This is a genomic window from Pseudomonas sp. P7779 (assembly GCF_013386315.1).
Classification (GTDB): Bacteria; Pseudomonadota; Gammaproteobacteria; order Pseudomonadales; family Pseudomonadaceae; genus Aquipseudomonas.
On record NZ_JACARZ010000105.1, the window covers coordinates 1 to 10,982 of the forward strand.

10 protein-coding genes are annotated in these 10,982 nt (G+C 62.4%); 4 read left to right on the top strand and 6 right to left on the bottom strand.

The genetic code is table 11. The annotated features are described in order from the left end of the window. Window positions 1–203 precede the first annotated feature (203 nt). The 5 genes from HX869_RS26405 to HX869_RS26425 all read right to left on the bottom strand — a co-directional run bounded on the left by HX869_RS26405 (window position 204) and on the right by HX869_RS26425 (window position 6,486). Complete coding sequence (locus HX869_RS26405; RefSeq protein WP_178903894.1) at window positions 204–977, bottom strand: enoyl-CoA hydratase-related protein; 774 nt, start codon at window positions 975–977, stop codon at window positions 204–206. Next, a complete protein-coding gene (gene atuD, locus HX869_RS26410; RefSeq protein WP_178903895.1) occupies window positions 974–2,131 on the bottom strand; it encodes a citronellyl-CoA dehydrogenase in 1,158 nt (385 codons plus the stop codon). The genes HX869_RS26405 and atuD overlap by 4 nt, the downstream gene beginning before the upstream one ends. Window positions 2,132–2,202: 71 nt before the next feature. Then, complete coding sequence (gene atuC / locus HX869_RS26415) at window positions 2,203–3,819, bottom strand: geranyl-CoA carboxylase subunit beta (protein ID WP_008431693.1); 1,617 nt, start codon at window positions 3,817–3,819, stop codon at window positions 2,203–2,205. Window positions 3,820–3,822: 3 nt separating this feature from the next. Continuing rightward, window positions 3,823–4,695, bottom strand: a complete 873-nt coding sequence (locus tag HX869_RS26420; protein WP_178903896.1) for an SDR family oxidoreductase — start codon at window positions 4,693–4,695, stop codon at window positions 3,823–3,825. A 12-nt stretch (window positions 4,696–4,707) separates the two neighbouring features. Further along, the gene (locus HX869_RS26425) at window positions 4,708–6,486 is read right to left on the bottom strand and encodes an acyclic terpene utilization AtuA family protein (protein WP_178903897.1); all 1,779 of its coding nucleotides are present in this window, start codon (window positions 6,484–6,486) and stop codon (window positions 4,708–4,710) included. Window positions 6,487–6,640: 154 nt separating this feature from the next. Here HX869_RS26425 and HX869_RS26430 point away from each other — a divergent pair, with 154 nt between their 5' ends. The 3 genes from HX869_RS26430 to HX869_RS26440 all read left to right on the top strand — a co-directional run bounded on the left by HX869_RS26430 (window position 6,641) and on the right by HX869_RS26440 (window position 9,232). Continuing rightward, complete coding sequence (locus HX869_RS26430; protein WP_177036859.1) at window positions 6,641–7,264, top strand: TetR/AcrR family transcriptional regulator; 624 nt, start codon at window positions 6,641–6,643, stop codon at window positions 7,262–7,264. 99 nt (window positions 7,265–7,363) lie between these two features. Further along, entirely contained in the window at window positions 7,364–8,152 is a 789-nt protein-coding gene (locus HX869_RS26435) for an ABC transporter substrate-binding protein (RefSeq protein WP_083853176.1), read from the top strand. A 66-nt stretch (window positions 8,153–8,218) separates the two neighbouring features. Further along, window positions 8,219–9,232, top strand: a complete 1,014-nt coding sequence (locus tag HX869_RS26440; RefSeq protein ID WP_178903898.1) for a GNAT family N-acetyltransferase — start codon at window positions 8,219–8,221, stop codon at window positions 9,230–9,232. Between the two features lie 138 nt (window positions 9,233–9,370). On the opposite strand, the gene HX869_RS26445 is transcribed toward HX869_RS26440, so the two are convergent. Continuing rightward, complete coding sequence (locus tag HX869_RS26445) at window positions 9,371–9,922, bottom strand: RNA polymerase factor sigma-70 (protein ID WP_003209024.1); 552 nt, start codon at window positions 9,920–9,922, stop codon at window positions 9,371–9,373. A 278-nt stretch (window positions 9,923–10,200) separates the two neighbouring features. Between HX869_RS26445 and HX869_RS26450 the strand changes: the two genes are divergently transcribed. Beyond that, a complete protein-coding gene (locus HX869_RS26450; protein ID WP_003209023.1) occupies window positions 10,201–10,959 on the top strand; it encodes a thioesterase II family protein in 759 nt (252 codons plus the stop codon). Window positions 10,960–10,982: the final 23 nt, after the last annotated feature.

Genomic DNA, 10,982 nt, shown 5'->3' on the forward strand with positions numbered 1-10,982 from the left:
CGCCGGGTTAGCCGTCCTGGGCCAAGGATGGCCCATGACGGCGGCCCACGGTCCAAAGCCGGAGTGAGGGCACACCGAGCCTAGGCGAGGTGCCGAGTGGTGGGGCAAGAGCGTTTTGCTTACTTTTGCGCTGTTCAAAAGTGAGCCGCTGTAAGAGCGGAACCAATAGTCGCCGTTACCTAAATAACGGATATGCCCCCGATTCATCGCGCCCACCCCGGCCTGCGCTTCTGCACAAACGCCTGAGTCCCCTCAACCCCTTCCTCACCACAAACCGCCTCGGCAAACCACTCGGCAGCCTGGTCCAACAACGGCCCCAAAACCTGCTCACCACTGGCCAGCAGCAACGCCTTGGTCCGCGCATTAGCCCCCGGAGCACACCGCAAAACCTGCCCCAACACCTCATCCAGCCGCTCCGCCAACGCCTGCGGATCGTGCTCCACAAAATGCACCAACCCCAACCGCAGCGCCTCAACCCCATCAAACCGCGCCGCCGTCAAAGCCAGCCGCCGCGCCTGGGTCAGCCCGATACGCTTCACCACGAACGGGGCAATCTGCGCCGGCAACAACCCAAGGCCGGTCTCCGGCAACCCAAACTGCGCCTGATGATCCGCAATCGCCACATCACTGACACACACCAACCCAAACCCGCCGCCCAGCACGGCACCCTCAAGCACCACAATCACCACCTGCGGCAGCGCCTCCACTTCCTGCAACAGCGTACCGAACGCCCGGTTCAACGCCTGCAAGCCGCCCGCGGCTCCCGCGCGAGCCATGTCCTTCACATCGCCACCGGCCGAAAAATGCCCACCCGCGCCGCTGATAACCAACGCCCGCACGCTCTTGTCCCCAACCACATCGGCCAGTACCGCACGCAGTTCGTTGACCATTTCCAGGCTCATGGCATTGCGGCTGTCCGGCCGATTGAGGGTCACATGCAGCACCCCGTTATGCGGTTCCAGCAACAACGTGTTCACGACTTTCTCCCCGGCAGGGTGCCCATCAATTTACAGATGATCCCCAGCATGATCTCGTCCGCCCCACCACCAATCGACACCAGCCGCACATCGCGATAAGCCCGGGCCACCGGGTTGTCCCACATGAACCCCATGCCGCCCCAATATTGCAGGCAACTGTCGCTGACTTCCCGGCCCAGGCGGCCGGCCTTGAGCTTGGCCATGGAGGCCAGGCGCGTCACGTCCTGGCCCTTGATGTACTGCTCGGTGGCCTGGTACACCAGCGCCCGCAGGCATTCGATTTCGGTGGACAGTTCGGCCAGACGGAAGTGGATCACCTGGTTGTCGATCAGCGCCTTGCCGAAGGTCTTGCGTTCCTTGCAGTACTCGATGGTGCTGTCGATGCAGTACTCCAGGCCCTTGACCATATTGGCCGCGCCGAACAGCCGCTCTTCCTGGAACTGCAGCATCTGCATCATGAATCCCGCACCTTCATGGCCGATGCGGTTGCGCTGAGGGATGCGCACGTCGTCGAAAAACACCTGGGCGGTTTCCGAGCTGTGCATGCCGAGCTTTTCCAGGGGCGGGCTGACGCTGATGCCGGGGGTGTTCATCGGCACCATGATCAGCGACTTGTTGATGTGCGGCTTGTCGTCCGAGGTGTTGGCCAGCAGGCAGATAAAGTCGGCACTCGGGGAGTTGGTGATCCACATCTTGCTGCCGTTGATCACGTAGTCGGTGCCGTCCTTGCGGGCATGGGTTTTCAGCCCGGCCACGTCGGAGCCGGCGCCGGTTTCCGAGACGCCGATGCAGCCCACCTGTTCGCCGCTGATGGCCGGGCGCAGGAATTCTTCGCGCAATTCATCGGAGCCGAAGCGGGCGAGGGCCGGGGTGCACATGTCGGTCTGCACGCCGATGGACATCGGGATGCCGCCGCAGCGAATGCTGCCGAACTCTTCGGCGGCGACGATCGAGTAGCTGTAGTCGAGGCCCATGCCACCGAATTTTTCCGGCTTGGAAATACCCAGCAAACCGAGGTCGCCGGCCTTGCGGAAGATCTCGTGGATCGGAAAGCGTCCGGCCTTTTCCCACTCATCCACATGCGGGTTGATCTCGCGCTCGACAAAGCCACGGACGGTGCGACGCAGTGCTTCGTGTTCCTGGGTGAAGATCATTTTTATTGTTCTCCCTATGGGGACGCGGGGCGTCCCGGGCTGCATTCCCACGCGGGGCGTGGGAACGATCATCAAAACCGCGCTGCACCAAAGCTGTTGGGCTGTAGTTGCCGCACCTCGGCCTCGTGGCAGATGTCCAGCAGAAACCCGAGCAAGGTCCGTGTATCCCGTGGGTCAATCAGCCCGTCGTCCCACAGGTTCGCGCTGCCATAAAGGGCGGTGGACTGGCTGTCGAGTTTCTGTGCGGTGACCTGTTCGAGCATGTCGAGCACCTTGGGGTCGGGCACCAGGCCGTCTTTCAGTTGCTTGGCTTCGGTGACGATCCGCAGCACCTTGCCCGCCTGGGCGCCGCCCATCACGGCGGTGCGACTGTTGGGCCAGGCGAAGATAAAACGCGGGTCGAGCCCACGGCCGCACATCGCATAGTTGCCGGCACCATAGGAGCCGCCGACGACGATGGTCAGTTTCGGCACCCGGGCATTGGCCACCGCCTGGATCATCTTCGCGCCGTGCTTGATCACGCCTTGCTGTTCCGACTCGGTGCCCACCATGAAGCCGGTGGTGTTGTGGAAGAACAGCAGCGGTGTCTGGCTCTGGTCGCACAGCTGGATAAATTGCGCGGCCTTGCTCGCACCCTTCGGGGTGATCGGCCCGTTGTTGCCGATAAAGCCACAGGCGCGGCCCTGGATATGCAGGTGGCCGCAGACGGTGTGCGGGTCGAACTCGCCCTTGAATTCGAGGAAGTTGGAAGCGTCCGCCAACCGCGCGAGGATTTCGCGCACGTCGTAGGGCTTTTTCGGATCGTCGGGGATCAGCCCCAACAGCTCGTCAATCGGGTACAGCGGCTCGCTGTAAGCGCGCTTTGGCACAGGCGGCAAGCGGTCATCCCACGGCAACAGGCTGACAATCTCACGCACGATGCGCACGCCGTCAGCGTCGTTTTCCGCCAGGTATTCAGCGGTGCCGGCGGTTTGCGCATGCATCTCGGCGCCGCCCAGTTCTTCATCGGTGGCGACTTCGCCGGTGGCGGCCTTGAGCAGCGGCGGGCCGGCCAGGAACAGCTTGGCCTTGCCACGCACCACCACCACGTAATCCGAAAGACCCGGCTGATAAGCGCCGCCCGCCGTGGCCGAGCCATGCACCACGGTGATCTGCGGCAGGCCCATGGCCGACATCCGCGCCTGGTTGGCGAAGCTGCGGGCGCCTTCGACGAAAATCTCGGCGGCGTAGTTGAGGTTGGCGCCGCCGCTTTCTGCCAGCGTCACCACCGGCAGTTTGTTTTCCATGGCGATCTGTTGCAGGCGCAGGGATTTTTTCAGGCCCGAGGGGGAAATGGTCCCGCCCTTGATCGCGCTGTTGTTGGCCACCACCAGCATCCGCACGCCGCTGACGTAGCCGATGCCGGCGATCAACCCGCCCCCAGCGGCGCTGCCGTCTTTGTCATCGTGCAGTTTGTAGCCGGCCAGGCTCGCCAGTTCGAGGAACGGCGCGCCGGGGTCGAGCAATAAATTCAGGCGTTCCCGTGGCAGCAGTTGCCCGCGCTTGTCGAACCTGGCCTTGGCTTCGGCGGCCTTGCCCAGCAGGTTTTGCTCCAGCTGGCGCAATTGATTGACGCCCGTGAGCATCGCTTCGCGGTTCTGCGCGAATTGCGGGCTGTGGGCGTCGAGTTGCGAGTCGATCACCGGCATGGCTTATTTCTCCTCCTTGAGCACGTCCGGCAAGTAAGCCCGGTGGAAACCATTAAAGGACACGCTCGGCGGTTGCGCCTTGTGCAGCGGCCAGGCGCGGCTGCCCAGGCTGGCGGCGCCGTCGATGCGCAAGGTGCTGCCGCTGACGAACGCGGCGGCGGGGCTGAGCAAGAACACAATCGCCGCGCTGACTTCCGATTCGGTGCCGATGCGCTTGAGCGGTACATGCTCGCGCAAGGTCGGGATCACCGCCTTGAATGCGCCTTCGTAGGTGTCCATGCCGCTGGAGGCAATCCAGCCCGGCGCCACGGCGTTGACCCGCACCCCCGCGTAACCCCATTCAAAGGCGGCGGTCTTGGTGAAGTTGTCCATGCCCGAACGTGCCGCACCGGAGTGCCCCATGCCGGGCATGCCGCCCCACATGTCGGCGAGCATGTTGACGATGGATCCGCCGTGCTTGCTCATGCTCTGGTTGAACACTTCCCGGGCCATCAGGAAACCGCCCACCAGGTTGGTGCGCAACACGGTTTCAAAGCCCTTCTGGTTGATCGACGCGAGCGGCGAGGGGTACTGGCCGCCGGCGTTGTTCACCAGGCCATGAATCGGGCCGTGCTCCTGCAGGACCTGGCCGACCAGTGCCTTGACCGCTTCTTCATCACGAATATCGCAGGCCTGCCAGCTGACGCGACCGCCGTCCTCACTGATCTCCGCCGCCACCGTTTGCAGTTTTTCCGGCTTGCGCCCCACCAGGATCACATGGGCGCCGAGGGCTGCCAGCTCGTGGGCGGTGCAACGGCCAATGCCACTGCCGCCGCCGGTAACGATGATGGTCTGCCCCTGGAACAGGTCGGCTTTGAAGATCGAGTCGAAGGCCACGGCGCGGGTCCTTTAAGTGAATTGATCGGCAATGTGCTGCGGCACGGCAATCGGGATTTCCAGCAGTTGCTGGGCGAAGGCCTTGCCTTGGGGATCGATGCGCAGGCTGGCAATCCCGCCGCCACCCAGGGCGTTTTCCAGCAGGAAGTTCAGGCTGTGGCTGCCGGGCAAATACCAGCGCTCGACGCGGCCGTGGATCGGGTCGAGCACGTGGCTCATCCAGTCGACGATCACTTCGGGCGTCAGTGCCTCGGCGATCCACGGCAGGTAGTCGGGCTCGCGGGCGATCACCCCGATGTTGCTGTGGTTGCCCTTGTCGCCGGAGCGGGCCACGGCCAGCTTGACCAGCGGCACGTTGGCGTCGGCGCGGCCTTGGGGTTTGGGCGGGTCGATCAATGCGATCGAGGTGTTCAGCGGTTTGGTGACGGGCAATTCGCAGGCATGCCGTTCGCCAAGGAAGTCGACCTGCAATTGGCAGGCGCTTTTATCGATCAGGAATGAAAACAACCGAATCAGCGGGTACACCGTGGGTCGCCCGCCGACGATTCCGGTGAGCCCCGGCGCCATGCCGGTGGCCGCCTGGGCAATCTCCCGGGCGAACAGCACCAGCGCCTGTTTGCTGGGGTGACGCACCGCCAGTTTCACCACCACTTCGCGGCAGTCCTGGCGTTGGGCATGGGGGCCGTAGGTGGCTTCGCTGCCCAGCAGTTCGATGTTGATGTCGGTGTAGGGCGCCCAGCCGCGCTGGCTGAACAGCTCTGAGGTCTTGTTGATGATCGCCTGGCTGACCCGCTCGGCCTTGGCCACCGCGTCGATCCCGGCGATCAGGCAACTGGCGGTGCAGCGAAAACCATCCGGGTAGGTGGCGCTGACTTTGTATTGGTCGGTGGGCGGCAGGCCTTTGGCGCCGTGCAGGTGCACGCGGTTTTTGCCTTGTTGCCGGAGCTTGACCTGGCTGAAGTCGCAGATCACGTCGGGCAACAGGTAGGCGCGCGGGTCGCCGATTTCATACAGCAGTTGCTCGGCGACGCTCAGTTCGCTGATCAGTCCGCCGGTGCCCTCGACCTTGCTGACGGTGAACTGGCCGTCGGCACTGACCTCCACAATCGGGAAACCGATGTGTTCGTAGTCCGGCACCTCCCGCCAATCGGTGAAGTTGCCGCCGGTGCACTGCGCGCCGCATTCGATGATATGCCCGGCCAATGCCGCCTGGGCCAGGCGGTCGTAGTCCTGCCAGGACCAGTCGAACTCATGCACCAGCGCCGCGCTGACCACCGCGCTGTCCACCACACGGCCGGTTATCACGATATCGGCACCCAGCTCCAGCGCCTGCACGATGCCGGGCGCGCCGAGGTAGGCGTTGGTGGATACGCACATCGGCGGCAAGGGCGCGCCGCTGAACATGTCGGTGACGCCGTGCAGTTGCTTGAACTGCGGTTGCAGGTCATCCCCCAGCAGTACGGCGATCTTCAACGGGATTCGGGCCTGGTCGCAGGCCGCCTGCAACGCGGCGGCGCAGGCCTGGGGGTTGATCCCGCCGGCGTTGCTGATCACGCGGATGCCCTGGCGCTGGATATCCGCCAGCAGCGGCGTCAGCACCTCGACGAAATCCGTGGCATAGCCGGCCTGGGGATCTTTCATTCGCGCTCCGGCGAGGATCGACAGGGTGACTTCCGCCAGGTAGTCGAACACCAGGTAATCCAGCGTGCCGCCGTGCACCAACTGCGCAGCGGCGGTGCAGGTGTCGCCCCAGAAGGCGCTGGCGCAGCCGATGCGTACCGTCTTGTTCATGGGGCGTCCTTCCTCTGGTTTGCTGGCACCCACACTACCAAGCAAGCGCTTGGTTTGTAAACTCTGGTCATAACTTTGCCCCAAGCGCTTGCTTGGTTGGCTGCCACGGCCTAAATTGCCGCCCAAGACGTAACCAGAAGTTAAGGAGAGCAGCATGGATGAGCAAAAAGCCCTGCGGGTGATGCGCGCCATGGTCGACGCCGGCCAATTGACCGACCCCGACAGTGCCCGTGGCAAGCTGCTGCAAACCGCGGCCCACCTGTTTCGCAACAAGGGTTTTGAGCGCACCACCGTGCGTGACCTGGCCGGCGCGGTCGGGATCCAGTCCGGCAGCATCTTTCATCACTTCAAGAGCAAGGACGAAATCCTGCGGGCGGTGATGGAGGAAACCATCCACTACAACACCGCCCTGATGCGCGCTTCCCTGGCCGAGGCGAGCAACGTGCGCGAGCGGGTGCTGGCGCTGATTCGTTGCGAATTGCAGTCGATCATGGGCGGCAGTGGCGAGGCCATGGCGGTGCTGGTGTATGAATGGCGTTCCCTGTCGGCCGAGGGCCAGGCCCAGGTGCTGGCCTTGCGCGATATCTACGAAGAGATCTGGTTGCAGGTGCTGGGGGAGGCGAAAAACGCCGGTTACATCAAGGGCGATGTGTTTATCACGCGGCGTTTCCTGACGGGCGCCTTGTCCTGGACCACCACCTGGTTTCGCGCCCAGGGCAGCATGACCTTGGAGCAACTGGCCGACGAAGCCTTGCTGATGGTGTTGAAAGCTGACTAGCCCTTTCGCGCAAGCTATTAATTGTGTGGCAGAAAGTTGTCTCGATAGACAAAAACGCCTAGCTTAGCGGGATCAAAGTTTTCGACGGTGTGTGCCTTGATGTTTTCGCCTTGGCGATTGGCTGCAGGACTCTCAATATGGGCACTTGGCGCACTGTGGCTGATGCCTGCCTCGGCCGCCCAACTGGTGAGGGTCGGTGCTGCGCATTTCCCGCCATACACCGTGCGCCCGGAGCAGGGTGCCGACACCGGGTTGCTGCCGCAACTGGTGGAAGCCTTGAACGCCCTGCAAACCGACTACCAGTTTGTGCTGGTACCCACCTCGATTCCCCGGCGTTTTCGCGACTTCCAGCAAGGTCGGGTGGACATGGCGATCTTCGAAAACCCCAAGTGGGGCTGGCAGGATATTGCCCACACCGATGTCGACATGGGCCTGGAGGATGCGGAAATCTTCGTGGCCCAGCAGGAGCCCGGTCGCGACCAATCGTATTTCGCCGACCTGACCGGCAAGCGCCTGGCGGTGTTCAGCGGCTATCACTACGCGTTCGCCAACTTCAATCCCGACCCCAAGTACATGGCGGAGCACTTCAACGCCACCTTGACCTATTCCCACGACAGCAACCTGCTGATGGTCGCCCGGGGCCGGGCCGACATTGCCCTGGTGACGCGTTCCTACCTCAGCGATTTCCTGGTGCGCAATGCCGATACGGCGGGGCAGTTCCTGGTGTCCGAGCGGATCGACCAGGTGTACCACCACTATGCGTTGCTGCGGCCCAAGGCGCCGATCACGGGGCCGGCGTTCGCCGGGCTGCTCAAGCAGCTGAGGGACAACGGCCAGTTGCTGAAGATCTTCGAGCCTTACCGCATCGATGTAATGCCGGTACCGTGATCGTCTAAATTTTTGCCCTCGGCTCACGTCACTTGTTGAACTGTCGACGATTCGTGAGCCCATCCCATGTCCAATCTGAATGACCTGTTTGTGCTGCCCTTGCCGGCGGGACCCGCCCTGAATGCTGATGAAACTGATAGCCGCCTGAGCCTCACCCTTGAGGGCCAGCCGCTGATTCGCCTGCGCCTTGAGCGGGGTGATGAGGTGCAGGTGCATTTGCAGGAGCCCGCCAGTGTGCCGGCTGCCCGTGCCTTGTGGGCGGCGTGTTATTGGCTGTTTGCCAGGGAGCCCGGGCGTCAGCGACTGGTCTGGTGTCTTGAGCATGCGCCGGAAGATGCCTTGCGCAGTGGGTTGCTGGTGGCGACCGGGGTTGCCGGGCAGTTTCATTGCGAGCGCACGTTGTTCTGGCAGTTGCCGCAACCGTGGCTGGGGCAATCTCTCACGGGGACTTATCCGCAGCAGATGATCATCAGCGGTGGCAAGCGTCATCCTGCCCGTGCACCGAAGCCGCGGGGCGAGGTGTATCGGCGGTTTGATGCGCGGCTGGGGGCGTGGATTTCACTGCGTACGGTGGAGATTGATGTTGATCTGGCGCGCTTCAATCGTTGGCAGAACAGTGCGCGGGTGGCGAATTTCTGGCAGGAAACTGGCAGCCTGGAACAGCATCGGGAGTATCTGGACAAGCTGGAAGCGGATCCCCATGCGTTGACGTTGATTGGCTGTTTCGATGATGAGCCGTTTGCTTATTTCGAGGCGTATTGGGCGAAGGAGGATCGGGTTGCGCCGTTTTATGACGCGGCGGATTACGATCGCGGGATTCATATGCTGGTGGGCGAAGAGCACCACCGTGGTCCGCACAAGGTAGCGAGCTGGTTGTCGGCGCTGGTGCATTACTTGTTTCTCGATGATCCGCGTACGCAGCGTGTGGTGGCTGAGCCTCGGGCGGATAACGGGAAGATGATTGGGCATATGCAGAATCAGTGTTTCCACTGTGAGAAGGAGTTTGATTTTCCTCATAAGCGGGCGGCGTTGATGATTCTGGGGCGGGAACGGTTTTTTGAGCGGTGTGGGTTGGTTTGACTGAGCAAAAAATCTGAGTGCACGAAGATCAAATGTGGGAGCGGGCTTGCTCGCGAAAGCGCAGTGTCAGTCAATGCATGTGTGACTGATCCACCGCTTTCGCGAGCAAGCCCGCTCCCACATGGGATGTGTGGCGCGTCAGGCCCGCCGCGCAAACGTGTCGCTATGGGTCCCGGAAACCTTCCGGCAATGCACCAGCGCATCGCGAATCATAAAGTTCACCAACGTCGGTGAAACCCCCAGCTCCTTGGCAATATCCTTCTGCGGCACCCCGTGTAGCCGGTACATCTCAAACGCGTAACGCGTGCGCTGAGGCAACTCGGTCAAGGCGTCGGCAATGTTCTCCAGCGTCGAAAAGTTGATGTGCGAGGTCTCAGGTGAAGCGCCGTGAATAACCACATTCAAGCCTTCCTCTTCCGTGCCGGAATATTTCAGCTCCAGCGCCTGCTTGCGGTAGTGATCAATAGCCAGGTTGCGCACGATCTGGAACAGGTAACTGAGCTGCGCCTTGAACGATGACGTGATGGTGGGGGCCGATTGCAACCGGAAGTAGGCGTCTTGCACCACGTCTTCGGCGCGGGATCGGCAGCCGGTAATACGCGCTGCGATCTTGACCAGGATCAGTCGATTGTCGACGAAGGCCTGGAGTAGGGGTGAGTCGCACCTGCCTGTGGATACTTGTTCCGTCATGGAAATCACCTTGTTGCAAGAGAAGGTTGGGGGAGGGCGTCCTTGCTGAGGCCTCCTACACATCGGGCAACAAATTATGCTTAATGATAATGATTGTCAAATGAGAAGACGAACTAATCTTATGCTTTATCGAGAGGTGTGAACGGCGTCTCGCTGACTAATTATTTCCCGGTGCCATCCGTTCTCATGGGTGAAAGGCCAGTTAACAAACCGGCCAAGGATCAGCGCCTGGAGGAGGACAAAATGGGTTTTTATCGTGTGAGCGGGAGTGGTCTGAAATGAACACGCCGGCTCGATTACGCCTGTTTTGCCTGCCTTACTCCGGCGCCAGCGCCATGGTCTACAGCCGCTGGCGGCGTGCGCTGCCGGAGTGGTTGCAGGTGCGGCCGCTGGAGTTGCCGGGGCGCGGCATGCGCATGGACGAGCCGTTGCAGCGCGATATCAAAAACCTGGCCGGGCAACTGGCTGATGAGATCCGCGCCGAGCTGGACGGCCCCTACGCCTTGTTCGGCCACAGCCTCGGCGGCCTGCTGGCCTTCGAGCTGGCCCATGCCCTGCGCGAACGGGGTGCGCCGCCGCCATTGGCGCTGTTTGCCTCGGGTACCGCCGGCCCGGCCTGTCGCGATGTCAGCGAATACGCCATCGAGAAAAACGACGAACAACTGATCGCCCGCCTGCGGGAACTCAAGGGCACGGGCGAAGACGTGCTGGCCAACGCCGAACTGATGCAGTTGATGCTGCCGATCCTGCGGGCCGACTTCCTGCTGTGCGGCAGTTTCGAATACGGCGAGCGTGAGCCGCTGAGCCTGCCCATCCATGTATTCGGCGGCAAGCAGGACACGGTGCGCGCCGATCAACTGCTGGACTGGCAGCAAGACACCGCCAGCGGTTTCTCCCTCGACATGTTCGACGGTCACCACTTCTTCCTGGTGCAGCACGAGAGTTCCGTACTGCGCTGTGTGCGGCGTTACGCCGACGAACACCTGGCCCGCTGGCGCAATGACGCCGCGCGGCAGATGGCCCGGGCAACCGGCTGAACAAGCCCCCCCGGCCACACATT

Coding starts and splice junctions, on each gene's coding strand:
- atuD (WP_178903895.1), bottom strand. CDS start 2,131: ATGATCTTCACCCAGGAACACGAAGCACTGCGTCGCACCGTCCGTGGC.
- atuC (WP_008431693.1), bottom strand. CDS start 3,819: ATGCCGGTGATCGACTCGCAACTCGACGCCCACAGCCCGCAATTCGCG.
- HX869_RS26425 (WP_178903897.1), bottom strand. CDS start 6,486: ATGAACAAGACGGTACGCATCGGCTGCGCCAGCGCCTTCTGGGGCGAC.
- HX869_RS26430 (WP_177036859.1), top strand. CDS start 6,641: ATGGATGAGCAAAAAGCCCTGCGGGTGATGCGCGCCATGGTCGACGCC.
- HX869_RS26435 (WP_083853176.1), top strand. CDS start 7,364: ATGTTTTCGCCTTGGCGATTGGCTGCAGGACTCTCAATATGGGCACTT.
- HX869_RS26440 (WP_178903898.1), top strand. CDS start 8,219: ATGTCCAATCTGAATGACCTGTTTGTGCTGCCCTTGCCGGCGGGACCC.
- HX869_RS26445 (WP_003209024.1), bottom strand. CDS start 9,922: ATGACGGAACAAGTATCCACAGGCAGGTGCGACTCACCCCTACTCCAG.
- HX869_RS26450 (WP_003209023.1), top strand. CDS start 10,201: ATGAACACGCCGGCTCGATTACGCCTGTTTTGCCTGCCTTACTCCGGC.